The organism is Klebsiella sp. JN_Kp122 (genome assembly GCF_040062085.1).
In the GTDB taxonomy this organism is placed as follows: domain Bacteria; phylum Pseudomonadota; class Gammaproteobacteria; order Enterobacterales; family Enterobacteriaceae; genus Klebsiella; species Klebsiella aerogenes.
In genome coordinates, this window is the sequence record NZ_JBEAHW010000048.1 from 238,104 (window position 1) to 264,920 (window position 26,817).

26 protein-coding genes are annotated in these 26,817 nt (G+C 56.4%); 13 read left to right on the forward strand and 13 right to left on the reverse strand.

The window, feature by feature from the left end; translation table 11 throughout:
• Window positions 1-64: 64 nt before the first annotated feature.
• Both ABLU78_RS23675 and pabB read right to left on the reverse strand, forming a co-directional pair.
• Window positions 65-643: a CoA pyrophosphatase gene (locus ABLU78_RS23675; RefSeq protein ID WP_045387499.1), complete on the reverse strand. Its 579-nt coding sequence runs from the start codon at window positions 641-643 to the stop codon at window positions 65-67.
• A gap of 3 nt (window positions 644-646) precedes the next feature.
• The gene (gene pabB, locus ABLU78_RS23680) at window positions 647-2,002 is read right to left on the reverse strand and encodes an aminodeoxychorismate synthase component 1 (protein WP_045387497.1); all 1,356 of its coding nucleotides are present in this window, start codon (window positions 2,000-2,002) and stop codon (window positions 647-649) included.
• An 85-nt stretch (window positions 2,003-2,087) separates the two neighbouring features.
• Between pabB and ABLU78_RS23685 the strand changes: the two genes are divergently transcribed.
• Window positions 2,088-2,273: a YoaH family protein gene (locus ABLU78_RS23685; protein ID WP_015366046.1), complete on the forward strand. Its 186-nt coding sequence runs from the start codon at window positions 2,088-2,090 to the stop codon at window positions 2,271-2,273.
• Here ABLU78_RS23685 and ABLU78_RS23690 read toward each other — a convergent pair whose 3' ends face one another.
• Complete coding sequence (locus ABLU78_RS23690) at window positions 2,274-2,618, reverse strand: RidA family protein (protein ID WP_015366047.1); 345 nt, start codon at window positions 2,616-2,618, stop codon at window positions 2,274-2,276.
• Window positions 2,619-2,749: 131 nt separating this feature from the next.
• Here ABLU78_RS23690 and ABLU78_RS23695 point away from each other — a divergent pair, with 131 nt between their 5' ends.
• The 5 genes from ABLU78_RS23695 to rnd all read left to right on the forward strand — a co-directional run bounded on the left by ABLU78_RS23695 (window position 2,750) and on the right by rnd (window position 9,212).
• Window positions 2,750-4,660, forward strand: coding sequence for an ATP-dependent DNA helicase (locus ABLU78_RS23695; protein ID WP_015705926.1), 1,911 nt, complete (start codon window positions 2,750-2,752; stop codon window positions 4,658-4,660).
• A 145-nt stretch (window positions 4,661-4,805) separates the two neighbouring features.
• Window positions 4,806-5,501, forward strand: coding sequence for a tRNA (adenosine(37)-N6)-threonylcarbamoyltransferase complex dimerization subunit type 1 TsaB (tsaB, locus tag ABLU78_RS23700; protein ID WP_045387494.1), 696 nt, complete (start codon window positions 4,806-4,808; stop codon window positions 5,499-5,501).
• 38 nt (window positions 5,502-5,539) lie between these two features.
• On the forward strand, window positions 5,540-6,121 hold the full coding sequence (locus ABLU78_RS23705; RefSeq protein WP_015366050.1) for a Slp family lipoprotein: 582 nt from the start codon (window positions 5,540-5,542) through the stop codon (window positions 6,119-6,121).
• A 208-nt stretch (window positions 6,122-6,329) separates the two neighbouring features.
• A complete protein-coding gene (gene fadD, locus ABLU78_RS23710; protein ID WP_045387580.1) occupies window positions 6,330-8,015 on the forward strand; it encodes a long-chain-fatty-acid--CoA ligase FadD in 1,686 nt (561 codons plus the stop codon).
• 81 nt (window positions 8,016-8,096) lie between these two features.
• Complete coding sequence (gene rnd / locus ABLU78_RS23715) at window positions 8,097-9,212, forward strand: ribonuclease D (protein WP_162182289.1); 1,116 nt, start codon at window positions 8,097-8,099, stop codon at window positions 9,210-9,212.
• A gap of 96 nt (window positions 9,213-9,308) precedes the next feature.
• On the opposite strand, the gene minE is transcribed toward rnd, so the two are convergent.
• The 3 genes from minE to minC are packed head-to-tail and all read right to left on the reverse strand — an operon-like array spanning window position 9,309 to window position 11,119.
• Window positions 9,309-9,578, reverse strand: a complete 270-nt coding sequence (gene minE, locus ABLU78_RS23720) for a cell division topological specificity factor MinE (RefSeq protein WP_015366053.1) — start codon at window positions 9,576-9,578, stop codon at window positions 9,309-9,311.
• 3 nt (window positions 9,579-9,581) lie between these two features.
• Window positions 9,582-10,394 carry a septum site-determining protein MinD gene (gene minD, locus ABLU78_RS23725; RefSeq protein ID WP_015366054.1) on the reverse strand — a complete coding sequence of 271 codons (813 nt, stop codon included), beginning with the start codon at window positions 10,392-10,394 and terminating at the stop codon, window positions 9,582-9,584.
• Window positions 10,395-10,417: 23 nt separating this feature from the next.
• A complete protein-coding gene (gene minC / locus ABLU78_RS23730; protein ID WP_015366055.1) occupies window positions 10,418-11,119 on the reverse strand; it encodes a septum site-determining protein MinC in 702 nt (233 codons plus the stop codon).
• A gap of 126 nt (window positions 11,120-11,245) precedes the next feature.
• Here minC and ABLU78_RS23735 point away from each other — a divergent pair, with 126 nt between their 5' ends.
• The 3 genes from ABLU78_RS23735 to ABLU78_RS23745 all read left to right on the forward strand — a co-directional run bounded on the left by ABLU78_RS23735 (window position 11,246) and on the right by ABLU78_RS23745 (window position 12,744).
• Window positions 11,246-11,527 carry a YcgL domain-containing protein gene (locus tag ABLU78_RS23735; protein WP_026612271.1) on the forward strand — a complete coding sequence of 94 codons (282 nt, stop codon included), beginning with the start codon at window positions 11,246-11,248 and terminating at the stop codon, window positions 11,525-11,527.
• Window positions 11,528-11,544: 17 nt separating this feature from the next.
• On the forward strand, window positions 11,545-12,204 hold the full coding sequence (locus ABLU78_RS23740) for a fumarylacetoacetate hydrolase family protein (protein ID WP_045387489.1): 660 nt from the start codon (window positions 11,545-11,547) through the stop codon (window positions 12,202-12,204).
• Between the two features lie 93 nt (window positions 12,205-12,297).
• A complete protein-coding gene (locus ABLU78_RS23745) occupies window positions 12,298-12,744 on the forward strand; it encodes a YcgN family cysteine cluster protein (RefSeq protein WP_045360614.1) in 447 nt (148 codons plus the stop codon).
• A gap of 521 nt (window positions 12,745-13,265) precedes the next feature.
• Here ABLU78_RS23745 and ABLU78_RS23750 read toward each other — a convergent pair.
• From ABLU78_RS23750 to nhaB, 3 genes are all read right to left on the reverse strand, one after another.
• Window positions 13,266-13,610, reverse strand: a complete 345-nt coding sequence (locus tag ABLU78_RS23750) for a DUF1971 domain-containing protein (protein WP_015366061.1) — start codon at window positions 13,608-13,610, stop codon at window positions 13,266-13,268.
• A gap of 119 nt (window positions 13,611-13,729) precedes the next feature.
• The gene (gene dsbB, locus ABLU78_RS23755; RefSeq protein WP_015705844.1) at window positions 13,730-14,260 is read right to left on the reverse strand and encodes a disulfide bond formation protein DsbB; all 531 of its coding nucleotides are present in this window, start codon (window positions 14,258-14,260) and stop codon (window positions 13,730-13,732) included.
• A gap of 132 nt (window positions 14,261-14,392) precedes the next feature.
• The gene (gene nhaB / locus ABLU78_RS23760; protein WP_042893438.1) at window positions 14,393-15,943 is read right to left on the reverse strand and encodes a sodium/proton antiporter NhaB; all 1,551 of its coding nucleotides are present in this window, start codon (window positions 15,941-15,943) and stop codon (window positions 14,393-14,395) included.
• Window positions 15,944-16,178: 235 nt separating this feature from the next.
• On the opposite strand from nhaB, the gene fadR reads away from it, so the two are divergent.
• Entirely contained in the window at window positions 16,179-16,898 is a 720-nt protein-coding gene (gene fadR / locus ABLU78_RS23765) for a fatty acid metabolism transcriptional regulator FadR (protein WP_015366064.1), read from the forward strand.
• Window positions 16,899-16,950: 52 nt separating this feature from the next.
• Here the strand turns inward: fadR and ABLU78_RS23770 are convergent, their stop codons facing one another.
• On the reverse strand, window positions 16,951-18,483 hold the full coding sequence (locus ABLU78_RS23770) for a SpoVR family protein (RefSeq protein ID WP_015705842.1): 1,533 nt from the start codon (window positions 18,481-18,483) through the stop codon (window positions 16,951-16,953).
• Between the two features lie 321 nt (window positions 18,484-18,804).
• Between ABLU78_RS23770 and ABLU78_RS23775 the strand changes: the two genes are divergently transcribed.
• Together ABLU78_RS23775 and dadX are read left to right on the forward strand one after the other, a co-directional pair.
• Entirely contained in the window at window positions 18,805-20,103 is a 1,299-nt protein-coding gene (locus ABLU78_RS23775; RefSeq protein ID WP_015705841.1) for a D-amino acid dehydrogenase, read from the forward strand.
• Between the two features lie 9 nt (window positions 20,104-20,112).
• Entirely contained in the window at window positions 20,113-21,183 is a 1,071-nt protein-coding gene (gene dadX / locus ABLU78_RS23780) for a catabolic alanine racemase DadX (RefSeq protein WP_015705840.1), read from the forward strand.
• A gap of 16 nt (window positions 21,184-21,199) precedes the next feature.
• Here the strand turns inward: dadX and ABLU78_RS23785 are convergent, their stop codons facing one another.
• Window positions 21,200-22,933, reverse strand: coding sequence for a potassium/proton antiporter (locus ABLU78_RS23785; protein WP_015366069.1), 1,734 nt, complete (start codon window positions 22,931-22,933; stop codon window positions 21,200-21,202).
• A 90-nt stretch (window positions 22,934-23,023) separates the two neighbouring features.
• Window positions 23,024-23,938 carry a muramoyltetrapeptide carboxypeptidase gene (gene ldcA / locus ABLU78_RS23790; protein WP_048228922.1) on the reverse strand — a complete coding sequence of 305 codons (915 nt, stop codon included), beginning with the start codon at window positions 23,936-23,938 and terminating at the stop codon, window positions 23,024-23,026.
• A gap of 95 nt (window positions 23,939-24,033) precedes the next feature.
• On the opposite strand from ldcA, the gene emtA reads away from it, so the two are divergent.
• Window positions 24,034-24,645 (forward strand): membrane-bound lytic murein transglycosylase EmtA, encoded by a 612-nt coding sequence (emtA, locus tag ABLU78_RS23795; protein WP_015366071.1) that lies wholly within the window; start codon window positions 24,034-24,036, stop codon window positions 24,643-24,645.
• Window positions 24,646-24,691: 46 nt separating this feature from the next.
• Here the strand turns inward: emtA and ABLU78_RS23800 are convergent, their stop codons facing one another.
• Entirely contained in the window at window positions 24,692-26,812 is a 2,121-nt protein-coding gene (locus ABLU78_RS23800; RefSeq protein ID WP_045387483.1) for a TonB-dependent siderophore receptor, read from the reverse strand.
• Window positions 26,813-26,817: the final 5 nt, after the last annotated feature.

The window sequence follows — 26,817 nt, forward strand, 5'->3', positions numbered from 1 at the left end:
ATTAAACTAATGGATAACCTTGGTTTTACTAATAGTGAGAGCGGCTTCTCATTACTTATTATAGCTAAGGGCGAGTGCCGATTTGCAGCGCCAGCTCGCGAATAATGCCGGCGGTCATTCCCCAGACAAAATAATGTTGGTACCACGATAGCCAGACGCGATGTGAATTACCGCGCCGATGGATGTCCAACGGGTGGTAACGACCCAGGCGCAACGCCTCTTCCAGCGGCATTTCAAACACCGCAGACACCTCGTCCTGACTGGCATGATAGTGCAGGTCCGGGGGGATTATGCCAACAACCGGCGTTACCTGAAAGCCGGTGACGCTGTCGACAGGCGGCAGCACGCCGATCACTTCAACGGCTTCCGGCGGGATCGCCACTTCTTCCTGCGCCTCGCGCAGCGCGGCGGCAATCAATGTAGCGTCGGTGTTATCTACTGCGCCGCCGGGGAAGGCGACCTGGCCCGCGTGCTTGCGCAGCAGCGGCGAACGCTGGGTCAGCAACAGTCCCGGCTGCGGCCGACGGACAATCGGCACCAGTACCGCCGCCTGGCGCTGGTTCAGCGCCTGCGGCGAGGGCTGCGGGCGCAGCAGTTGAAAACGGGATAGAAAGTCGTCCAGATCGAGGGCGTTAGCCGCCATGTTCTAGCTCTCCAGTTGATGCAGGATACGGTTAACTTTATCAAAAGTTTCCTGATATTCCGCGGCTTCTTCGCTGTCCGCCACGATACCGCCGCCCGCTGAGCAGTACAGTTGGCCCTGCCAGGCGGTGATCGTACGAATAGTAATGCTGGTATCCATATTGCCGCACAGGCTGAGATAACCAATGCTGCCGCACCATGCGTTGCGTCGCTGCGGTTCAAGTTCATCGATAATCTCCATGGCGCGAACTTTTGGCGCTCCGGTAATGGAACCGCCAGGGAAGGCCGCGCGCAGCAGATCGCTGGCATCAAGCGTAGCAGGCAATCGTGCGGTGATGGTGCTCACCAGGTGATGCACCGCCGGGAACGGTTCGACCACAAACAGTTCCGGTACGCGAACGCTGCCCGGTACGGCGACGCGGCCGATATCATTGCGCATCAGATCGACAATCATTAAATTCTCGGCGCGGTCTTTCGGCGAGTGGGCAAGCGTTGCCGCCTGGCGCGCATCTTCTTGCGGGGAATCGAGTCGCGGCAGCGTGCCTTTAATGGGGCGCGTCTGGATGTCACCCTGATGCAGTTGAATAAAACGCTCCGGAGACAGGCTTAAAATCGCCCCTTCCGGCAGGCGAATGAAGGCGCTGAACGGCGCGCGGTTGGCGGCATTAAGCTTACGAAATGCCTGCCATTCATCGCCGCGGTAGCGGGCCTGAAAACGCTGCGCCAGGTTGACCTGATAACAGTCGCCGCTGCGCAGGTACGCCTGTACCTGGCGGAATTTTTCGCCGTACTGCTGGCGGCTCATATTTGACTGCCAGCAGGAGGTCAGGGAGAAAGGTTCAGCCGGCTGGCATGTTTGCGATTCCAGCCACTGTAGGCGCCGTTGCGGATCGTCATAGCTCAGCAGCGACACCTGCTGGCGTTGATGATCGACGATCAGCGCCCAGTCATAAATGCCTACCGCCATCTCCGGCATGGCAATATCAGCCTGCGCTTGCGTCGGAAGACGTTCAAAGCGGCGGCCAAGATCGTAGCCGAATAGCCCCAGCGCGCCGCCGAGAAACGGCAGGTTATCATCGGCCTGCGGCGTTAACTGACAGCGATCCAACTGCTGTTGCAGCAGCTGCAGCGGATCGTCCTGCGAGACAAATTCGCCTTCACCGTCGTTGACCCAGGTTTGCTCGCCGCGGGTAACCAGCGTCGCGCGCGGTTCGGCAACGATAATATCGAAACGGCTATACGGATGGTCGGCGAAGCCGGAATGCAGCAGCATCGCCCACGGCGTGGCGCTTAACGGCGCGAAATAGCATTCGGCGGCATCCGGGCGCCAGGGCAGGGTGATAATAGCGGGGGACAACATTAACCTCGATCCTAATGTGCCGCCCACTGGCGAAATGGCGGACGGCGTGAAATAATTACGCCCCACAATGTAGCAGGAGTGAGTGATGTTTGCAGGTTTACCTTCGCTGAGCCATGAGCAACAGCAAAAAGCGGTCGAACGTATTCAGGAATTGATGGCGCAGGGAATGAGCAGCGGCCAGGCAATCGCCCTGGTGGCCGATGAACTGCGCGCCACGCACACCGGCGACCGGATCGTAGCGCGCTTCGAAGATGACGACGAAGACGAGTAATTACGCCGCGGCGATGATTTTAATCTCAACTTTATACTGCGGCTTCATCAGGGTCGCCTGTACGGTGCAGCGCACCGGCGCGTGACCGGCGACTACCCAGGCGTCCCAGGCTTTATTCATCGCCGCAAAATCATCTTTATTGGCGAGGAAAATGGTGGCATCAAGAATACGTGACTTATTGCTGCCCTGTTTTTCCAGCACCGCGTCAATTTGCGCCAGGGTGTTGGCAGTCTGCTCAAACGCGTCGGCGTCGAGGTTTTCCGGCACCCCGGTGTAGTAGATGGTCTGGTTGTGAATCACCACATCAGACCAGCGGGCTTCGGCATCAATACGCGTAATTGTCATTTATCTTTCCTCTTTGTTCTATCCATTTGGCTGCGGCAAGACTGCCACAATGTTCCGCCCGCGTCACTACCCGGGCTGGCGAAACGCCGTCCTCCCTGACATAATCACTGTCCAAATAACCAGGGGGCAACGTGATCGACGATTTTGCAGCAGACGGCCAGCTGGCCATGGCGATACCGGGATTTAAGCCGCGCGAACCGCAGCGCCAGATGGCGATAGCGGTGAGTGAAGCCATTGACGCCTCCCGGCCGCTGGTGGTGGAAGCAGGGACTGGCACCGGTAAAACCTACGCCTATCTGGCGCCCGCGCTGCGCGCGAAGAAAAAGGTGATCATCTCCACGGGTTCGAAAGCGCTGCAGGATCAGCTCTACAGCCGCGACCTGCCGACCGTCGCTAAAGCACTTAAATTCACCGGCAAACTGGCGCTGTTAAAGGGGCGCTCAAACTACCTGTGCCTTGAACGCCTTGAACAGCAGGCGCTGGCGGGCGGCGATCTGCCGGTACAAACGTTAAGTGACGTAATTCTTCTGCGCTCCTGGTCTAATCAGACGCAGGATGGCGATATCAGCACCTGCGCCAGCGTCGCCGAAGATTCTCAGGCCTGGCCGCTGGTCACCAGCACCAACGATAACTGTCTCGGCAGCGACTGCCCGTTATATAAAGATTGCTTTGTGGTGAAAGCGCGTAAGAAGGCGATGGATGCTGACGTGGTGGTGGTCAACCATCACCTGTTCCTGGCCGATATGGTGGTGAAAGAGAGCGGCTTTGCCGAACTGATCCCCGAAGCGGAAGTGATGATCTTCGATGAAGCCCATCAGCTGCCGGATATCGCCAGCCAGTATTTTGGCCAGTCGCTCTCCAGCCGCCAGCTACTGGATTTGGCCAAAGACATCACCATTGCCTACCGTACTGAACTGAAAGATACCCAACAGCTGCAAAAATGCGCCGATCGTCTGGCGCAAAGCGCGCAGGATTTCCGTCTGCAGTTGGGCGATCCGGGCTATCGCGGCAACCTGCGCGAACTGCTGGCGGATAGCCACATTCAGCGCGCGCTGCTGCTGCTCGATGACGCGCTTGAACTGTGTTATGACGTCGCCAAACTCTCGCTTGGCCGCTCGGCGCTGCTCGACGCCGCCTTTGAGCGCGCAACGCTCTACCGTGGACGCCTGAAGCGGCTCAAAGAGATCAATCAGCCGGGCTATAGCTACTGGTATGAATGCACGTCGCGGCATTTTACCCTCGCCCTGACGCCGTTGACCGTCGCGGAGAAGTTTAAAGAGGTGATGGCGCAAAAGTCAGGAAGCTGGATCTTTACCTCGGCGACGCTGTCGGTTAATGACGATCTCCACCACTTTACCGCCCGCCTCGGCATCGATGACGCACAGACGCTGTTGCTGCCAAGCCCGTTTGATTATCAACATCAGGCGCTGCTCTGCGTACCGCGCAATTTACCGCTGCCGAACCAGCCCGGCGCGGCGCGCCATCTGGCGGCCATGCTGAAACCGCTGATCGAAGCTAACGACGGCCGCTGCTTTATGCTGTGTACCTCGCACGCCATGATGCGCGACCTGGCGGAGCAGTTCCGCGCTACCATGACGCTGCCGGTACTGCTGCAAGGGGAGACCAGTAAAGGTCAACTGCTGCAGCAGTTTGTTAGTGCCGGCAATGCCCTATTAGTGGCGACCAGTAGCTTCTGGGAAGGGGTCGACGTGCGCGGCGACGCGCTGTCGCTGGTGATTATCGATAAGCTGCCCTTTACCTCACCGGACGATCCGCTGCTCAAAGCGCGAATGGAAGACTGTCGACTGCGTGGCGGCGACCCGTTCGATGAAGTGCAGTTGCCGGATGCCGTCATTACCCTCAAACAGGGCGTCGGGCGCCTGATCCGCGATATTGACGATCGCGGCGTTCTGGTTATCTGTGACAACCGGCTGGTGATGCGCCCTTACGGCGCCGTGTTCCTGGCCAGCCTGCCACCCGCGCCGCGTACCCGCGATATCCGCCGGGCAGTGCGCTTTCTCGCTGTACCGCCGGCAAGGTAATCCGTCGCAAAATGTGGTAAGCTGCGCGCCATTTTGTAAATCAGCTATCCCCAATGGATTTCGGGCGGTGCGGCGGCGGTGAGTCCGTCAGTCGATGAATTTACCGCCCTAAAGCCTGGAATATGTAACGAGAGCGTGACCACCCATGCGAATTTTGGCTATCGATACCGCCACGGAGGCGTGCTCCGCGGCGCTGTGGAATGATGGCGCCCAGAGCGCCCATTTTGAAATTTGTCCTCGCGAACACACCCAACGTATCCTGCCTCTGGTGCAGGAGGTCCTCACTGAAAGCGGCACTACGCTGAATGAACTGGACGCGCTGGCCTTTGGCCGCGGTCCGGGCAGCTTTACCGGCGTACGTATTGGTATCGGTATTGCGCAAGGACTGGCGCTGGGCGCTGAGTTGCCAATGATCGGCGTCTCTACGCTGGCGACGATGGCCCAGGGCGCGTGGCGCAAAACCGGCGCTACTCGTGTGCTGGCGGCTATTGACGCGCGTATGGGCGAGGTCTACTGGGCCGAGTATCAGCGCGACGAAGATGGCGTCTGGCACGGTGAAGAAACAGAAGCGGTCCTCAAACCGGCTGCGGTTGCCGACCGTCTGGCGCAGCTTTCCGGCGAATGGGCTACCGTCGGCACCGGCTGGCAGGCGTGGCCGGATCTGGCGAAAGAGAGCGGGCTGACCTTGAGCAGCGGCGAGGTCGAACTGCCGGCGGCAGAAGATATGCTGCCGCTGGCCATTCAGCTGCTGGCGGCGGGAAAAACCGTGGCCGTTGAGCATGCGGAACCCGTTTATTTGCGAAACGAAGTGGCGTGGAAGAAACTTCCTGGCCGCGAGTGAATCTCAGTAGAGAGAAGACTGAGAGAAGGAGTCGCATTATGGCGGGTCAAAAACAGGGCGTTCGTTGGCTGTTAGCCGCGGCGGTTGCCGTTGCGCTAAGCGGCTGCGTATCGGTGCCGGATGCTATTAAAGGCACCAGCCCTACGCCGCAGCAGGATTTAGTGCGGGTGATGAACGCGCCGCAGCTGTATATCGGCCAGGAAGCGCGTTTTGGCGGTAAGGTTGTCAACGTGCAGAACCAGCAGGGGAAAACCCGCTTAGAGATTGCCACCGTACCGCTGGATAGCGGCGCGCGACCGGAACTGGGCGAACCTTCGCGCGGCCGTATCCTCGCCGACGTGAGCGGTTTCCTCGACCCGGTCGATTTCCGTGGCCAGTTGGTCACCGTGGTTGGGCCGATTAGCGGCGTTGTCGACGGTAAAGTTGGCGCAACGCCGTATAAATTCATGTTGATGAACGCCACCGGCTATAAGCGCTGGAACGTGGTGCAGCAGGTGGTGATGCCGCCGCAGCCCATTGACCCGTGGATGCTCGGCCCTCGCCCCTGGGGCTACGGATACGGTGGCTGGGGTTGGTATAATCCGGGCCCGGCTGAGGTCAGAAATGTCGTAACGGAATGATTTTGTTGTTTTTATAATGGAATAGAAACAGCGGCTAGCCCGCTGTTTCGTGTTTTTAAGTCTCATAAGAAAAATAAATAGTGACGCGCTTCGCAACCTGAAAAACGCCTAATTAATAAACTGGTACGCTGAGTTAATATAATGTTAACAAAATGTTTGTTGATCAGGGGCTGTGATGACGACGAATAACTATTTCAGAGGTGAAGCAGTGAAAAAGGTTTGGCTAAACCGTTATCCCGCCGATGTTCCGGCGGAGATAAATCCTGACCGCTATCAATCCCTGGTTGAATTGTTTGAACACGCCACCACCCGTTATGCCGATCAGCCGGCATTTATCAACATGGGCGAGGTGATGACCTACCGTAAGCTGGAAGAGCGCAGCCGCGCTTTCGCCGCTTATCTCCAGCAAGGTTTAGGGCTACAGAAGGGCGATCGCGTCGCGCTGATGATGCCTAACCTGCTGCAATACCCGGTGGCGCTGTTTGGGATCCTGCGTGCCGGAATGATTGCCGTCAACGTCAACCCGCTGTATACCCCGCGCGAACTGGAGCACCAGCTCAATGACAGCGGCGCGGCGGCGATTGTGATCGTTTCCAACTTCGCACATACCCTGGAGAAAGTCGTTGATAAAACCCAGGTAAAACACGTCATCCTGACGCGGATGGGCGACCAGCTCTCCACCGCCAAAGGGACGTTGGTCAACTTTGTGGTGAAGTACATTAAGCGGCTGGTGCCGAAATATCATCTACCGGACGCCATCTCATTTCGTAGCGCCCTGCAGCATGGCTACCGTATGCAGTACGTGAAGCCGGAAATCGTCACGGACGATCTGGCCTTCCTGCAGTACACCGGCGGTACCACCGGCGTGGCGAAAGGGGCGATGCTGACCCACCGCAATATGCTGGCTAACCTTGAACAGGTGAATGCGACCTACGGTCCGCTACTGCACCGCGGTAAAGAGCTGGTGGTGACCGCGCTGCCGCTCTATCACATCTTCGCTTTGACCATGAACTGCCTGCTGTTTATCGAACTTGGCGGGCAGAACCTGCTGATTACCAATCCGCGTGATATTCCGGGTCTGGTAAAAGAGCTGGCAAAATATCCTTTCACCGCGATGACCGGGGTGAATACCTTGTTTAACGCGCTATTGAACAATAAAGAATTCCAGCAGCTTGATTTCTCTTCGCTGCATCTTTCCGCCGGCGGCGGCATGCCGGTGCAGCAGGTGGTAGCGGAGCGCTGGGTGAAACTGACCGGCCAGTATCTGCTGGAGGGCTACGGCCTGACGGAGTGCTCGCCGCTGGTGAGCGTTAACCCGCATGATATCGACTACCACAGCGGTAGCATCGGCTTGCCGGTGCCATCGACCGAAGCCAAGCTGGTCGATGATGACGATAATGAAGTCGCGCCGGGTGAGCCGGGCGAGCTTTGCATCAAAGGGCCGCAGGTGATGCTGGGCTACTGGCAGCGTCCGGATGCCACCGATGAAATCATTAAAGATGGCTGGCTGCATACCGGCGATATCGCGGTGATGGATGATGAAGGCTTTCTGCGGATCGTCGATCGTAAAAAAGATATGATTCTGGTTTCCGGTTTTAACGTCTATCCGAATGAAATCGAAGATGTTGTGATGCAGCACTCCGGCGTACAGGAAGTGGCCGCCGTCGGCGTACCCTCCGGCAGCAGCGGTGAAGCGGTGAAGATCTTTGTGGTGAAGAAAGATGCCGCGTTAACCGAAGAAGCGCTGATTACTTTCTGTCGTCGCCATTTGACCGGCTACAAAGTGCCGAAGCTGGTGGAGTTTCGTGATGAACTGCCGAAATCCAACGTCGGCAAAATTTTACGACGAGAACTGCGTGACGAAGCCCGTGCTAAAGTAGACAATAAAGGCTAAGCAACGAGTGAGTCGCCCTGCGCCGGCTAAGCCGGCGTTTTTTATGGGCGCAAGTTAAGAGAGTATGATTTGAACTATCAGATGATCACCACCGACGATGGCCTGCGCGCTATCTGTGAAGCGGCAAGTTCGGCGCCTGCGGTTGCGCTGGATACCGAGTTTGTTCGCACCCGCACCTACTATCCGCAGCTTGGTTTGCTGCAGCTGTTCGACGGCAAACAGGTTTCTCTGATCGATCCGTTGACCATCAACGACTGGGCGCCGATGCGCGAGCTGCTGCTTAACCAAAATGTCACCAAATATCTGCATGCGGGCAGCGAAGATTTAGAAGTCTTCCTCAACGCGTTCAACCTGATGCCACAGCCGCTGATCGACACCCAGATTCTGGCCGCTTTCTGTGGGCGTCCGATGTCGTGGGGCTTTGCTTCGATGGTTGAAGAGTATTCCGGCGTCGCGCTGGACAAAAGCGAATCACGCACCGATTGGCTGGCCCGACCGCTGACCGAGCGTCAGTGCGAATACGCGGCCGCCGATGTCTGGTATCTGTTGCCGATCGCCAGCAAATTAATGGCGGAAACCGACCATGCGGGCTGGCTGCCGGCAGCGTTGAACGAGTGCCACCTGATGCAGCAGCGCCGTCAGGAAGTCCTTGACCCGGCGGAGGCGTGGCGGGAAATCGGCAATGCCTGGCAACTGCGTACACGTCAGCTGGGCTGCCTGCAGTTGCTGGCGGAGTGGCGTCTGCGCAAAGCGCGCGAGCGTAACCTGGCGGTGAACTTTGTGGTACGCGAAGAGCATCTGTGGAGCGTGGCGCGCTATATGCCGACCAGCCTTGGCGAGCTTGATAGTCTGGGTTTATCCGGGAGTGAAATTCGCTTCCACGGCAAAACGTTGATTAGCCTGGTTGAGAAAGCGCAGGCCTTGCCGGAATCGGCGCTGCCTGAGCCATTGCAAAACCTGATCGATATGCCGGGATACCGCAAAGCCTTTAAAGATATTAAAGCGCTGGTACAGGAAGTGAGCGCTGAGAAGGGCGTGAGCGCCGAACTACTGGCGTCTCGCCGCCAGATTAACCAACTGCTGAACTGGCACTGGCAGCTGAAAACGAAAAACGGCGAGCCGGAGCTGGTTTCCGGCTGGCGCGGTGAATTGATGGCCGAGCGTCTGAACGCGCTGCTCAACAACTACCCGCGCTAATCCTGAGCGCCCTTCAGGCCATAAAAAAACCGGCCGCGCGTTGCGTGACCGGTTTTTTTAATACTACGGCGAGATGCCGTTAATGCGACAACAGGGTCAGGGTTTCGACTCTTCAGCTTCTGGCAGGGTCACGTTCAGCTCGAGAATCGAAATATCACCATCGCGCTGTTCCAGCTGTACGCTGACCATCTCTGGGTCTATCTGCACGTATTTACAGATGACCTCCAGGATATCTTTGCGCAGCTGCGGCAGGTAATGCGGTTCCGCGTCGCCGCGGCGGCGCTCCGCGACGATGATTTGCAGGCGTTCTTTCGCAATGTTAGCCGTGTTCTTTTTTCGCGAGAGAAAAAAGTCGAGTAATGCCATAATTTATCCTCCGAACAGGCGTTTGAGGAAACCTTTCTTCTCTTCTTCGATGAAGCGGAAAGGACGTTCTTCTCCGAGCAGACGATCCACAGTATCCGCATAGGCTTTACCCGCATCTGAAACGGTATCCAGAATCACCGGCTCGCCCTGGTTCGATGCGCGCAGTACAGACTGATCTTCCGGAATCACGCCCACCAGGTTGATGCGCAGAATTTCCAGCACGTCTTCCATGCTCAGCATGTCGCCTTTGTTCACGCGGCCTGGATTGTAGCGCGTCAGCAGCAGGTGCTCTTTAATCGGCTCGTCGCCATTTTCCGCGCGACGGGATTTGGAGGCCAGAATGCCAAGAATACGGTCGGAGTCGCGTACGGAGGAGACTTCCGGGTTAGTGGTGATGATGGCTTCGTCAGCGAAGTACAGCGCCATTAGCGCGCCGGTTTCGATGCCTGCCGGGGAGTCGCAGACAATAAAATCGAAGTCCATCTTTTTCAGTTCTTCCAGAACTTTATCTACGCCTTCGCGGGTCAGCGCGTCTTTATCACGGGTCTGAGAAGCCGGAAGGATATAGAGATTTTCAGTACGCTTATCTTTGATTAGCGCCTGATTGAGAGTGGCATCGCCCTGGATAACGTTGACGAAATCATAAACCACCCGACGCTCGCATCCCATAATCAGGTCGAGGTTACGCAGGCCGATATCGAAGTCGATAACGACAGTTTTCTTTCCCTTCTGGGCCAAACCAGTAGCGATGGCCGCGCTGGAGGTGGTCTTACCAACGCCCCCTTTACCCGAAGTCACAACAATAATGCGTGCCATAGAAATTCCTTGTTAAAAAGGGATTAATTGAACGGTTGAATTGTCAAAGCACCGTCGCCTAAACGCAGGCGCGCCGCTTTGCCATAAAATTCAGCTGGGATGTTATCGCTCAGCCAATATTCCCCTGCGATGGACACCAGTTCCGCCGAGAGGTTAGTACAAAATATTTGGGCATCTCTGTCGCCGCTTGCGCCAGCCAGCGCACGTCCCCGCATCATGCCATACACATGGATGTTACCATCAGCGATAAGTTCCGCTCCGGCACTCACATGGTTTGTAACAATTAGATCACAGTGTGGCGCATAAATGCGCTGACCGGAACGTACCGGCAGATCAATCAAACGCGTTTTTGTGATCGGCGTAGCAACTGGTGGCGGTTCAACGGGTTCCGGCGGCGGCGCCTGACGAACGATTTTCTCTTTTCCTTCCGTCAGTAGCGGGATCCCGGCGCGGTCGATTTCCGTTTTCAGGCGGGAAATTTTACAACCGCTCACCCCCATGATGCGTAAACCGGTGGCGACGATAGCTTCATGCATCGGGCGCCAGTCGACGCTCTCTTCAATACTGCTGATGTTGACCACGACCGGTGCATGACGTAAAAAAGCGGGAGCCTGGGCGATTTTGTCTTCTAACGCCTGACGAATAACCTCGGGATTTGCATCGTGCAAATGAACGACAGATAAGGTGAAGCTACTGCCCTTAAGTTCGATTGGCGTATTTGACATCCTGGCCTTACTCAATTTGCTGTTTATCATCCGCCGAAGTGCGGTGATATTCCGAAGACTAAAAGGCATGTTATAGTCACTCATATATTGAGGCAAGTGACCACGGGTCTAATTCCGAGTAAAACTATGTTTTGTGTGATCTATCGAAGTACTAAACGTGAACAAACCTATTTATATGTCGAAAAAAAGGACGATTTCTCGCGCGTCCCGCCGGAACTGATGGCAAGCTTCGGCACCCCGCAGATGACCATGTTGCTGCCGCTCGACGGGCGCAAGACGCTGGCTAACGCTGACCTCGAAAAAGTAAAACAAGCGCTCGTCGATCAGGGCTATTACCTCCAACTTCCTCCCCCTCCTGAGAATCTACTTAAGAAACACCTCGCGGAACAGGGGAATAAATCCGATTAACCCATTGAGGGAAAATAATGTACCAACATCATAACTGGCAGGGTGAGTTACTGGATTATCCAGTGAGCAAAGTGGTTTGCGTTGGCAGTAATTACGCAAAACATATTAAGGAGATGGGCAGCGCGATGCCGGAAGAACCGGTGCTGTTTATTAAACCTGAAACGGCGCTATGCGATATCCGCCAGCCGTTGGTACTTCCTGAAGGATTGGGCTCGGTGCACCATGAGGTTGAACTGGCGGTGCTGATTGGCAGTACTCTGCGTCAGGCCAGCGAAGACCACGTACGCAAGGCGATTGCCGGTTATGGCGTAGCGCTGGATCTCACCCTGCGTGATATTCAGGGCAAGATGAAAAAGGCCGGGCAACCATGGGAGAAAGCCAAGGGGTTCGATAACGCCTGTCCAATCTCCGGTTTTATTCCTGCCGCCGAGTTCAACAGCGATCCGCAAAATATGCCGCTAAGCCTGAAGATTAATGGTGAAGTTCGCCAGCAGGGGACGACTGCGGATATGATTCATAAGATCGTACCGCTCATTGCCTATATGTCGCGCTTCTTTACGCTGAAAGCGGGCGATATCATTCTGACCGGGACCCCGGAGGGGGTCGGGCCGCTCGCCAGCGGCGATGAGCTGGAAGTCCGCTTCAATGGTTTGACGTTATCCACCCGCGTGCTGTAACGTCCGCTTGCCGCCTTTTGGGGCGGCAAAACTTGCATCGGCGTGCCAGACTGGTTATAAGGTGCACCCTGAATTGTAATGACGGACATCCCAATGAGCGAACAACCTTTCTGGCAACAAAAAACACTGGATGAAATGACCGACGCGGAGTGGGAATCACTGTGCGACGGCTGCGGACAGTGCTGCCTGCATAAGCTAATGGATGAAGATACCGACGAGATTTACTTTACCAACGTCGCCTGCCGTCAGCTCAACATTAAAACCTGCCAGTGCCGTAACTACGAGCGTCGCTTCGAGTACGAACCGGACTGCATCAAACTCACGCGTGATAATCTGCCGACCTTCGAATGGCTGCCGCACACCTGCGCCTATCGCCTGCTGGCGGAAGGTAAAGCGCTGCCGCACTGGCACCCGCTGCTGACCGGCTCAAAAGTGGCGATGCACGGCGAACGTATTTCCGTGCGCCATATTGCGGTAAAAGAGTCCACCGTCGTCGACTGGCAGGACCATATTTTAAACAAACCAGGCTGGGCGCAGTAAACTCATCAAAATATTAGAACCGGGCATTCCCTGCCTGCGCGGCCCGGTTCTTTATTCGCATTAATATCCCATCATTCTCAATGCCAGCCAGATAATCCCTGCCCATAATAAAGCGCATGGGAAAAAAACAACACTAAGCGAACGCCAGCCGTTTCTACTCATCGGAAACCCCACATTTAAGTCATCATCACCAGGTGCGTTTGGCATTTCATCATCGGCGCGGGGGCGGGGAACTTTAGGAATATTTGTAAAGCAGATGTAGAAAAAAATAGACCCGGCGCGGTGGCCGGGCTGAAAGGGAGTTGACGAGCTGCCAGGTCTCCCCGGCGCGATGACTGCTTGCGGCGATCAGATGGGCAGGAAACTCATCATTAAATACGCGACGACAATGCAGATTAGCGTCATATACCAGACTATGCTCATGGTGACTTATCCCATTTCAGACTCAAACAAGACGAGCCTTTCGGGTAACGACTTTAAACATCCGGACGTCGATGATCAACCGCTTGCGCATCAGGGGATTAGCTTTTCTTTGCGTGGAACAGGCCGTCTTCGCCGTGGCTTTCATCCTCAACCCAGAAGTTAATATTGAACTGGGCATCATCGCTGAGCTCGATACGGTGCCAATACTGCGGTGGGCTGGTGGCGAACTGCCCGGCGTTAATGACGACCTTCACCTCCGGCTCGGTAGCCTGCTCGTCATGAAAACCGTAGTAAGTTACCGTTCCTTCCATGACGCACAGCTGACCGAAAACGTTAGCGGCAGTATTGTGATGGGTGAGCAGCGCCGCCGGAACATTTTCCTTAGTGAAGAACGGAGTGGAGCGTTTAACTTTCCAGTTAGCCGGGATACGCAGGTGAGACATGGTGAGCTCCTCAGTGGATGCATATAAGATGTATTTAATATGCATCTTTTAAGGGGCATCGTCAACTTACAGGCATAAAAAACGCCCCCGAAGGAGCGTTTACTATCTGGCAGGATAACTTAACGGCCGAACAGATCGCGTTTTTTAGCCTTAAATGGCTGAGCGATCAGCACCAGCAGACCGATGACCAGATAAGCGGCAAAGATGCCTACCAGCCACTGCGGCATCTCCAGCGTCAGGAATTCCCACTGGCGCACAGAACAGTCGCCGGTGGCGACGAATACCTGCGGCAGCCATTTATCCAGCGGCAGCCACGTCGGGAAACGCGCGGCGAAATCGCAGGTCTGGAACGGAGAAGGGTGCAGCTGAATCATGGTGTGCTCCCAGGCTAACTGTAGACCGCGCAGGGCGCTGTACAGCCAGATCAGCAGCGCGACGTAGCGCAACGGGGTTTTCGGCGCGATAGCGCCCACCAGTCCGGCGCCCATAATGCCAAACAGGGCGCAGCGTTCATAAATACACAACACACAGGGCTGCAGCAGCATCACGTGCTGGAACCACAGCGCCACTAATTCAAGTATAAAAGCGGTTAACGCCATCAAGAGCCAGGCGCCGCGTCCCCGTGAGCACTGGTTTAAGTATTGCAACATAATCATTTCCCTGGAACATGCTAAATCATGGCAGTGTAAACGAAAACTACCGCGACGCCATCCGCTAGTCGGAAAATATTACGTAAATGAATATTCGTTACCCGGGGTGAACCCGGGTAACGGGCTGCGCAATTACGGCAGTATTGGGGTGGTCAACCAGCCGTGGCTGAGCATCCACTGGGTGGCCGGCATCAACAGGGTTTCGACGCACAGCAGGCCGACCAGCGTTAACACGATGGTATAAGGCAGCGCCATCCACACCATTCTGCCATAAGAGAGGCGGATCAGCGGCGCCAGCGCCGAGGTCAACAGGAACAGAAATGCGGCCTGGCCATTGGGGGTGGCGACGGAGGGCAGGTTAGTACCGGTATTAATGGCGACCGCCAGCATTTCAAACTGCTGCAGGCTGATAACGCCATGCTCCAGCGCCGCTTTTGCTTCGTTGATATACACCGTACCGACAAAGACGTTATCGGAGATGGACGACAGCAGGCCGTTAAACAGATAGAACAGCGATAGCTGAGCGTGAGGCGAAGCCTGCAGGACGAACTCAATCACTGGGGCAAACAGATGCTGATCGATAATCACCGCCACGATGGCGAAAAACACCGTCAGCAGGGCGGTAAACGGCAGCGCTTCGGTAAAGGCTTTACCGATGGCGTGCTCGTCGGTCACGCCGGAAAAGGTGGTCGCCAGCACGATGACAGAGAGGCCAATCAGGCCAACTTCCGCCAGATGCAGGGCGAGGGCGGCAATCAGCCACACGCCGATGATCCCCTGGGCGATAAGGCGCATCCGATCCTGGCGGCTACGGCTCTGGCGGCTACGGTCGTCGAAATCCTGCAGGACTTTGCGCACGGGTACCGGCAGCGGCTCGCCATAGCCGAACAGACGAAATTTTTCCAGCAGCAGGCAGGTTATCAGGCCGCACAGGATAACCGGCAGGGTTACCGGCGACATACGAATGAAGAACTCACCGAAGTGCCAGCCGGCGGCTTTGGCGATAATCAGGTTCTGCGGTTCTCCGACCATGGTCATCACGCCGCCGAGGGCGGTACCGACGCCGGCGTGCATCATCAGACTGCGTAAAAAGCTGCGGAACTGTTCGAGCACGTCGCGGTAATGCTGATCGATGTGGCTGTCATCAAGCATGTCGTTATCATCAGGCCGCGCGGAGGCGACGCGATGATAAATGCCGTAAAAGCCTACTGCCACGCTAATGACCACCGCCACAACGGTGAGCGCGTCGAGGAAGGCGGAGAGAAAAGCGGCCGCAAGGCAGAAGGCCAGCGACAGCAGCATCTTGCTGCGGATCCCCAGCAACAGACGGGTAAAAATAAACAGCAAAAGCTGCTTCATGAAATAGATCCCGGCCACCATAAACATCAGCAACAGCAGGACTTCGAGATTATTGGCTATCTCTTCGCGGATATGTTCGGGGCTGGTCATACCAATCAGCACCGCTTCTATCGCCAGCAGGCCGCCAGGCAGTAGCGGGTAGCATTTGAGCGCCATCGCCAGGGTGAAGATAAACTCCACCACTAACAGCCAACCGGCAACAAATGGTTGCAGATAAAACGCCAGCGGGTTAACCACCAGGAAGATAATCAGGAGAAGCTTGTACCAGTCTGGCGACTGGCCAAGAAAATTGCGCCACAGGGCGCGGCCATAAGACATTTCCACGACAGAGGTCCTTCCGTCAAACAACATGATTTTATGCGTAACTATTGCAAGATTACCAGTTGAGTAAAAAGGGAAGCAACTTTCTTCGCGGCGCATGACAGGTAATGGAAGGCGTTAAGCAAAAGCTGAAAATGAAACAGCGATCCCCTTTTAATTACTTTCAGATGCTATCTGGCGTATGACTGCTCTGGTATGATGAGTGCAATTTGCAACGCTGTGTAATGGAAATCTTACTATGGTCATTAAGGCGCAAAGCCCTGCGGGTTTCGCGGAAGAGTACATCATTGAAAGTATCTGGAATAACCGTTTCCCGCCTGGATCTATTCTCCCTGCTGAACGTGAACTTTCTGAACTGATTGGTGTGACCCGAACAACTCTGCGCGAAGTGTTGCAACGTCTGGCCCGTGATGGCTGGCTGACTATCCAGCACGGTAAACCGACGAAGGTGAACAACTTCTGGGAAACCTCCGGACTGAATATTCTTGAGACGCTGGCGCGCCTCGACCACGATAGCGTACCGCAACTGATTGATAACTTGCTGTCGGTGCGAACCAATATCTCGACGATTTTTATTCGTACCGCCTTCCGCCAGCACCCGGACAAAGCGCTGGAGGTACTGTCTACCGCCCGTGAAGTTGAAGATCATGCCGACGCTTTCGCCGAACTGGATTACAACATCTTCCGCGGTCTGGCGTTTGCCTCCGGCAACCCCATCTACGGTCTGATCCTCAACGGCATGAAGGGGCTGTATACCCGCATCGGCCGTCACTATTTTGCTAATCCGGAAGCGCGTAGCCTGGCGCTGGGTTTCTATCACCAGTTGGCGAAAGTGTGCGAAGAGAGTCAGCACGATAAAGTGTACGAAATCGTCCGCGCCTATGGCCACAACAGCGGCGAGATCTGGCATCGGATGCAAAAAACGCTGCCCGGCGATTTAGCCATTAATATGCGCTAAGTACGGCTCACTCTATAAAAATGCCCGGATAATCCGGGCATTTTTTTCAGCCTTACAGCGCGTTCTGCCGCGGCGGCGTGCGATCCAACAGCTCAACGCTGCCGTCGGCATTCTGCTGCTCAAGGATCACGTCAAAGCCCCACAGGCGGTGAACGTGTTTGAGTACCTCGCGGCGGCTCTTATCCAGCGGCACGCGGTTGTGCGGCACATAGCGCAGCGTCAACGAACGGTCGCCGCGCAGGTCAACGTTCCAGACCTGAATATTCGGTTCGAGGTTGCTGAGGTTATACTGCGCCGACAGCTTAGAACGAATTTCCCGATAGCCTTCCTCATTATGAATGGCGGAAATCTCCAGGTAATTATTGTGGTCGTCGTCGAGTACGGTGAACAAGCGGAAATCGCGCATCACCTTCGGTGACAGGAACTGGCTGATAAAACTCTCATCTTTAAAATCGCGCATGGCGAAATGCAGCGTCTCCAGCCAATCGGAACCGGCGATATCCGGGAACCAGTAGCGATCTTCTTCCGTTGGCGACTGGCAGATACGTTTAATATCCTGGAACATGGCGAAACCCAGCGCGTAGGGGTTGATCCCGCTGTACCACGGGCTGTTGTAGGGCGGCTGGAACACCACGTTGGTGTGGCTGTGCAGAAACTCCAGCATAAAGCGCTCTGTCACTTTTCCTTCGTCATACAGATGATTGAGGATGGTGTAGTGCCAGAATGTCGCCCAACCCTCGTTCATAACCTGAGTCTGCTTCTGCGGATAAAAATACTGGCTGACCTTACGCACGATACGCAGGATCTCGCGCTGCCAGGACTCAAGCAGCGGCGCGTTCTTCTCCATGAAGTACAGCAGGTTCTCTTGCGGTTCGGAAGGATAACGGCGGCTCGCCTCGATGGCTTTTTCCTCTTCCCGTTTTGGCAGAGTACGCCACAGCATGTTCACCTGGCTTTGCAGATACTCTTCGCGGCTTTTCTGTCGCGCCTTCTCCTCCTGCAGCGATATTTTCTGCGGGCGTTTGTAGCGGTCGACACCGTAGTTCATTAGCGCATGGCAGGAGTCGAGCAATTTTTCGACTTCATCGACGCCGTAGCGCTCTTCACATTCGGTAATGTATTTACGCGCGAATATAAGGTAGTCGATGATTGAGCTGGCATCGGTCCAGCTGCGGAACAAATAGTTGTTTTTAAAGAAGGAGTTGTGCCCATAACAGGCGTGCGCCATCACCAGCGCCTGCATGGTAATGGTGTTCTCCTCCATCAAATAAGCGATACAAGGGTTGGAGTTAATGACTATCTCATAGGCCAGACCTTGCTGACCGTGTTTATACGCCTGCTCGGTTTCGATAAATTTTTTGCCGAACGACCAGTGGGGATAGTTGATCGGCATCCCGACGCTGGAGTAGGCGTCCATCATTTGTTCGGAGGTGATCACCTCGATTTGATGCGGATAGGTGTCAAGACGATACAGCTTCGCCACCCGATCGACCTCGGCGAGATAGGTTTCCAGCAGTTCAAAAGTCCAGTCGGGTCCATCGCTTAACCGGGTGGTGTCCCTGTTCATGGAATCAATCGTAGCCATTAGCGCGCCCTCGTTGTTGGTGGTTCTCTCTTTGTGGAGAACCTCTTATCAAGCATAGAACACGCCATAACAAACTGCGTCTGCGGGTAATTTCTTTTCTTCGCGATTTCACAATCCTAAAGGCCTTAATTTAACATTTGTGCAGCATTTTATACTGAGGAAAAATAAAGCGCAGCAGGAGATCGTAAATCTCTGGTGTCAGTGCTGGTGCGGTTTGGTGTGAGATAAGTCACCATAAATAAAGCGTATGTTGAATAATATTTTCATCTGGGTTATCAATTTGTAATTAGATGATTGTTCTTTAACTATTACGGAGTGGCTATGCGAGTCGTCATACTGGGAAGTGGGGTGGTTGGGGTAGCGAGCGCCTGGTATTTAAGCCAGGCGGGACATGAGGTGACGGTTATCGACCGTCAGCCAGGGCCCGCTGAAGAAACCAGCGCCGCCAACGCCGGGCAGATCTCTCCCGGCTACGCGGCGCCGTGGGCGGCGCCGGGCGTGCCGCTGAAGGCGATTAAATGGATGTTCCAGCGCCATGCGCCATTGGCGATTGGCCTTGACGGCACGCAGTTCCAGCTCAAGTGGATGTGGCAGATGTTGCGTAACTGCGATACCCGCCACTATATGGAAAACAAAGGGCGTATGGTGCGCCTGGCGGAATATAGCCGTGATTGCCTGAAAGCGCTGCGTGAAACCACCGGTATCCAGTATGAAGGCCGCCAGGGAGGCACCCTGCAGCTTTTCCGCACCGAAAAACAGTATGAAAACGCCACTCGCGATATCGCCGTGCTGGAAGAGGCCGGTGTGCCGTATCAACTGCTGGAAGCCAATCGCCTGCGCGAAGTCGAACCGGCGCTGGCGGAAGTCAGTCATAAACTGACCGGCGGCCTGCGCCTGCCAAACGATGAAACCGGCGATTGCCAACTCTTCACCACCCGTCTGGCGGCGATGGCCGAGGCGGCAGGGGTGACTTTCCGCTTTAATACCGCCGTCGATGCGCTGCTTTACGAAGGCGATCAAATCGCCGGTGTGAAATGCGGCGAGGAAATTATTAAGGGCGACGCCTACGTGATGGCGTTTGGTTCTTACTCCACCGCGATGCTCAAAGGGCTGGTGGATATCCCGGTCTATCCGCTGAAAGGCTACTCGTTGACTATTCCGATTGCCGAAGAGAGCGGCGCGCCGGTATCGACTATCCTTGATGAGACTTACAAAATCGCGATTACCCGTTTCGATAAGCGTATTCGCGTTGGCGGGATGGCGGAAATTGTCGGCTTCAATAAAGAGTTGCTGAAGCCGCGCCGCGAGACGCTGGAGATGGTGGTTCGCGATCTGTTCCCGCGCGGCGGCTACGTTGAGCAGGCTACCTTCTGGACCGGCCTGCGGCCGATGACGCCGGATGGTACGCCGGTGGTTGGCCGTACGCCGTACAAAAACCTGTGGCTGAACACCGGGCACGGTACGCTGGGCTGGACCATGGCCTGCGGGTCCGGGCAGCTTCTGAGCGACCTGATCTCCGGGCGTACGCCGGCGATCCCTTATGATGATCTGGCCGTGGCGCGTTACAGCCCGGGCTTTACGCCGGCTCGCGCTCAGCATCTGCACGGCGTGCATAACTAAGGAGCCTCCATGTCTCGTCCGGTAAAAGCCAGCATTGATCTGTCGGCTTTACGTCAGAATTTACAGATTGTTCGCCGCGCCGCCCCTGGGGCGCGCGTTTGGGCGGTGGTCAAGGCGAATGCCTATGGCCACGGCCTGGCGCGGATGTGGCAGGCGCTGAACGCCGCAGATGGATACGCATTGCTCAATCTCGAAGAGGCAATCCTGCTGCGGGAAAAGGGCTGGAAAGGACCGATTCTACTGCTGGAAGGGTTCTTTCACGCCGATGAACTGGCGCTGCTTGATAAGTATCGTCTGACCACCAGCGTACACAGCAACTGGCAAATTAAAGCCCTGCAGCAGGCTAAACTGCATGCGCCGCTGGATATCTATCTTAAAGTGAATAGCGGTATGAATAGGCTGGGCTTTATGCCCGAGCGAGTGCATACCGTCTGGCAACAGCTGCGATCGCTCGCCAACGTCGGTGAAATGACGCTGATGTCGCATTTCGCTGATGCGGAAAACCCGGAGGGCATCGCGGAGCCCATGCGCCGTATCGAACAGGCGGCGGAGGGGCTGGACTGCCCGCGTTCGTTGTCGAACTCAGCGGCCACGCTGTGGCATCCGGAAGCGCACTTTGATTGGGTGCGTCCGGGAATTGTGCTGTATGGCGCATCGCCGTCGGGCCAGTGGCGGGATATTGCCAATAGTGGCCTGAAACCGGCGATGACCCTCAGCAGTGAAGTGATTGCCGTACAGACGCTGAAAAGCGGCGAACGGGTGGGCTATGGTGGGCTGTATCAGACATCCGGCGAGCAGCGCATCGGCATTGTCGCCTGCGGTTATGCCGACGGCTATCCGCGCGTCGCCCCGAGCGGCACGCCGGTGCTGGTCGACGGCGTACGCACCACCACCGTCGGGCGTGTTTCGATGGATATGTTGGCGGTAGATCTGACGCCTTGCCCGCATGCGGGTATTGGCGCGCCGGTCGAGTTATGGGGACAGGAGATTAAGATTGACGATGTCGCTGCGGCCAGCGGCACCGTCGGTTATGAATTAATGTGCGCCCTGGCGCCACGCGTGCCGGTAGTGACAGTGTAACTTTGTGTGAGGCGGATCACTCCGCCTCATCTTCCGCGACCCGCACACCCACCTTCAGTACGTGATCGTCCTCTTTTTCCGCGACCGTCCACACCATACCGGCAAACTCCACCTGATCGCCAACGACCGGCGCGGCGCCTAACAGTTGCTGTATCACATCACCCAGCGACTGCTGATGCTCGCGAAACTCCTCGCCGCCGTCGAGGCCGTAGATCTGCGCCACGTCGGCGAATTTAGCTTCCGCATCGAGGATGAAGTCGCCAAAGAATCGCTGATCGAGAGAAACCGGCGGCGACTGGCTAAACATTTTACCCAGCGCCGGCAGGTCGCGCTCGCGGCCGATAACACAAAGAATATCGCCATCCATCAGCCGCGTGCTGCCGGTAGGATGCAGCAGTACGTTGTCGCGGAAGAGTGCCGCGATGCGCGTCTCCGGCGGCATGTGGAGGTCGCGCAACGCTGCGCCAACGCACCATTTATCATCACCCAACTGGTAGACAAACTGTTCCCACGGATTTTCCGGATGGATATCCAGCCCGACGCGTGAGATAGGCCAGCCGACCGGTGGTACTACGACTTTCGCTTTTTTCGCCGCCCAGGAGAGTGAGGTGCCCTGAAGTAGCAGTGAAATCAACACCACGAAAAAGGCGACGTTAAAGAACAGCCGCGCGTTCTCAAGCCCGGCCATCATCGGGAAAACAGCGAGGATAATCGGCACCGCGCCGCGCAATCCGACCCAACTGATAAACACTCGCTCGCGCAGATTAAAACCGCGGAACGGCAGCAGGCCGGCGAATACCGACAGCGGACGCGCGATGAAGATCATCCACATTGACAGCAGTAGCGCCGGAATCGCGATCGGCCACAGGTCGGACGGCGTCACCAGCAGACCAAGGACGAGGAACATGGCGATTTGCGCCAGCCACGCCAGGCCGTCAAAGTTTTGCAGAATGCCGTGGCGGTTGCGAATGGGTTTATTACCGAGCAGGAAACCGCAGAGATAGACCGCGAGGATACCGCTACCGTTAAGAGAGGTGGTGACGGCGAAAATCATGATCCCGCCGCTTAGCGCCAGTAGCGGGTAGAGCCCGGTGGGCAGGACAATACGGTTAATCATCTGCAGCAGCAAATAGCCGCCGCCAAGACCAATAGCGATGCCCAGACCAAACTGTTGAATGATATGCACCACAAACATCCAGCTCAGACCGGCTTCATGCTGCTGGATCATTTCAATCAGGGTAATGGTGAGGAATACCGCCATCGGGTCGTTACTACCGGATTCAATTTCAAGGGTCGAGCCGACGCGCTCGTTAAGCCCTTTACCGCCGAGCAGCGAGAAGACCGCTGCCGCGTCGGTGGAGCCGACAATGGCGCCGATCAGCAGCCCTTCGATTAAATCGAGCTTGAATAGCCATGCCGCCATCATCCCGGTAAGGGCGGAGGTTATCAGCACGCCGACCGTCGCCAGCGATAGCGCTGGCCAGAGCGCCACGCGAAACGAACTGGCCTGGGTGCGCATACCGCCGTCCAGCAGGATCACCGCCAGCGCGAGGTTACTCACCATATAGGCGAAGGGATAGTTATCGAAAGGAATGCCGCCGATACCGTCAACGCCTGCCAGCATACCGATAGCGAGGAAGATAACCAGAATCGGGATGCCGAGGCGCGAGGAGAAAGAACTCAATAAAATACTGCAGGTTACTAAAACAGAACCCAGGATAAACAGACTAATGACCGCAGCGGCGTCCAATGTTCACGTACTCCTTGTCAGCGTGAAGGGGTGAAAATTACACCATTTTAACAATCCGCGCGTTTTCAGGATACTCGCGGAGAGGAATTTTTATTCCGCCAGCACCGGATGGCCGCTTATCGTTAACGTTGCGACAGAGGCGTTGTTGACCAGCCGTGCCCGTGCGCCGAGAGGCAAAGTCACGGTGCGCTGTTCATGACCGAATTCGAGTCCGGTGAGCAGCGGGATGGCGAGTTGCTGACGTAGCCAGGCGTAGACGGTGGGTAGATCGTAACCGTCGTCGTAGTCGTTGGGTTGCGCCCCGGTAAAGCTGCCGAGCACAATGGCCCGTTGGCGAGCAAGGATCCCGCTGTTGAGCAACTGCAGCAGCATACGCTCTACGCGGAACGGGTGTTCGTTGATATCCTCAAGCACCAGAATACCGCCGTCAATCTGCGGTAGCCACGGCGTGCCGATGAGCGACGTGACCATCGCCAGATTGCCGCCCCACAGGGTGCCTTCGGCGCGGCAGGTTGGGCCATCGCTTTGCCATTCGAGGGTAAACTCCGGTTCGCGCAGCGCCTGCCAGAAGTGATGTTCAGTAAACGCATTCAGGGTTTCAGCGCCGAAATTGCCCGCTAACATCGGCCCACTGAAGCTGATAGCGTTGGCTTTAGCCAGCAGTCCCATCTGGATGGCGGTGAAATCACTGTGGCCGCAGATAAGCAGCGGATCCTGCCGCTGGCGCGCGGACAATGCCTGCCAGTCGATTTGCGGTAGTAACCGGGTGGCGCCATAGCCGCCGCGTACCGCCAGCACGATGCGGTTGTTTCCCTCGAGGGCCGCAAGTTGGTTAATATCGGCCAGGCGTTCGCTGTCGCTGCCGGCGAAACGCTGCTGTCGACGGGAGATCGCCTGTTGGTTCAGTACCTGATGACCGGCCTCCTGCAGACGGGCCACGCCAAGGGCCGCAGCCTGTTGATTGATACAGTAACCGGAAGGGGCGACCAGATAAAACTGAGACATGGCAATTCCTTGCAAAGAATGAAAGGGTTATCATGCCGCCTGGAACGTTTATTGTCATCTCCGTGCGGCAAACTTCAGCCAATAAGGATAGATGTGTGAAATTGAGATGGTTTGTTTTTTTATTTGTATTGTTGGCCGGTTGTAGCTCGAAGCACGATTACACCAATCCGCCGTGGAACCCGGAAGTCCCGGTGAAGCGGTCAATGCAGTGGATGCCGATCAGCGAAAAAGCCGGCGCCGCGTGGGGGGTAGACCCGCAGCTGATAACGGCGATCATCGCGATTGAGTCCGGCGGTAATCCTTCGGTGGTCAGCAAATCCGGCGCGGTAGGACTGATGCAGTTGAAGCCGTCGACCTCCGGGCGTGATGTCTATCAACGGATGGGGTGGCGTGGTCAGCCTTCGGTAAGCGAACTGAAGAACCCAGAGCGCAATATCTCGATGGGGGCCGCTTACCTGAGTATTCTGGAAAACGGCCCGCTGGCGGGGATTAAGGACCCGCAGGTGATGCGCTATGCGGTGGTGGTCTCTTATGCCAACGGCGCGGGCGCGCTGCTGCGTACTTTCTCGTCGAATCGCCAGGACGCTATTGACGAGATTAACGATCTCGATGCCGATGAGTTCTTTGAACACGTGGCGAAAAAGCATCCTGCCCCACAGGCGCCGCGCTATATCTGGAAACTGCAGAAAGCGCTGGACGCGATGTAATTCCTATCCTTGCGTTGCCTCCGGGAGGTGCCCGGAGGCAACGTTGTCAGAAATCGTAGCCCACGGTTGCCGTGACGCTACGTTCAGCCCCCCAGTAACAGTTGCCGGTGCCGTAGCAGCCGGAAAGATATTCACGATCGCCGATATTATTCGCGTTAACCTGAATATAGGCGCCTTTCATCGCTGTCGACCACGCTCCGAGGTCGGCGCGCGCCATCGCATCTATCAGGGTGACTGACGGTAAACGTTCGGTATTGGCGTCATCAGCCCACTGTTTACCGATATAGCGCACGCCCGCGCCAACAGTAATGCCCGCCGGCAATTGATAGCGCGCCCAGAAAGAGGCCATCTGATCTGGCGACAGCTGCGGCGTATTACTATCGGTGCCGTCTTTCGTGTCCTGGAAGCGCAGGCGATTCCAGGTATAAGAGGCAATAGTGCTCAATTGCGGCGTAATCTGGTTATGTGCTTCCAGCTCTACGCCCTGCGAATGCACTTTCCCGGCGGGAATATAGGTGGCGGTGGCAATGTTCGGGTCGCGGGTGGCGACATCCTTTTGCATCAAGTCGTATATCGCGATGCTATACAAATCGCTGCTGCCCGGCGGCTGGAATTTCAGGCCTGCTTCCACCTGTTCGGCGGTGGTAGGTTTTAATAACGTACCATCGGCGCCCGGCAGCATCGCCGGGGTAATCGCCTGGCTGTAGCTTAAGTAGGGCGAAAGGCCGTTATCGAGCGCGTACAGCAGCGAGGCGCGGCCGCTGATGTGATCGTCGGAGCGGCGGTTCGACGTGCCTGAGGTGTCGCTAACCTGCTGTGAAACGATGCGGTCGTAGCGCCCGGAAACATCAAGATGCCAGCGGTTCCATACCATCTCATCCTGCAGATAAAGCCCGGTCTGGTAATAACGGCGATTATTATTATCGCTGTAGGTGATGGTATGCCCCGTTTGCGGCGTATAGCCGGTGAACGGGTTGAGCGGCGCCGCGTTGCCGGCGCCGGTCCACAAATCGTTGCGGAAGCGATGATACTCAGCGCCGAGGATTAGCGTATGCGTCAGTTCACCGGTGGCGAAATCGGCGCGCAGGCGGTTATCGGTTGACCAGGCGTCCAGCGACCCGCGGGAACCGCTGTAGCCGCGGGAAAGCATGTCGCTGTCACCTACCCAGCCAACCTGATAAACCTGATCCAGCGAGACATTTGTATGGGTATAGCTGCCCGCGGAGTAGGCCGACCAGACATCGCTAAACTGGTGGTTGAACTCGTAGCTGTAGATCTGTTCGCGGCGCTGGTAGCCATCGCCCGGATCGCCTTCATTGGTGCTGGGTGAAAGTTTACGGCCGTTGTGCGCGTAACGGGTGCCATCCAGCGGCAGAGAGCCGTGGTAGCCGCCTGAGGGATCTTTTTGCAGGTAGGCGCGCAACAGCAGTGAAGTATCGCTATCCGGTTGCCACAGCAAGGAAGGCGAAATCGCGTAGCGCTCTTCGCGGGTATGGTCATACTGCGTATCGCTGCTGCGGGTCATGCCGATGAGCCGCCAGGCCCACTGGTCATTGATGGCGTCGGTATAGTCAAAGGCCGCGCCCTTGGTATTTTGCGTGCCGCCGGTCAGGCGAAAGTGACCCTGCTGGCTGAACTGCGGCCGTTTGGAGGTCAAATTGACCACCCCGCCCGGTACGCTCTGACCATAAAGGGCGGAAGAGGGGCCGCGGATGACGTCGACGCGCTCAATAAACCATGGATCGATCTGCAGCACGTTATGGCTGCCGCCGTCGCTCATCAGGCGCATGCCGTCAAGGAACAGGTTATCGACGTCACCCCCGTGGTAGCCGCGCAGCGAGATGGTATCAAAGCGCGTCGCGCCGCCGCCAAAACTGGAATAAACCCCCGGCGTATACTGGAGCGCCTGGCTTACGGTATTGGCGCCCTGATCGGCGATCTGCTGGCGGGTGATCACCGATACCGACTGGGCGGTAGTTATCAACGGCTGATCGGTTTTCGTGGCGCCGGTTGACGTTTTGGCGCTATAGCCTTGTGTCTGCGCGCTGGCGGAGTCGTCAGGCTTTGCGGTAACGATTAGAGTATCTTCCGCCTGCGCGGCGAGAGGGAAGGCGGCCGCGAGGGCGCACACCAGCGCGGAGCGTTTGAAGTAAACAGAGGAGATCATGCCAT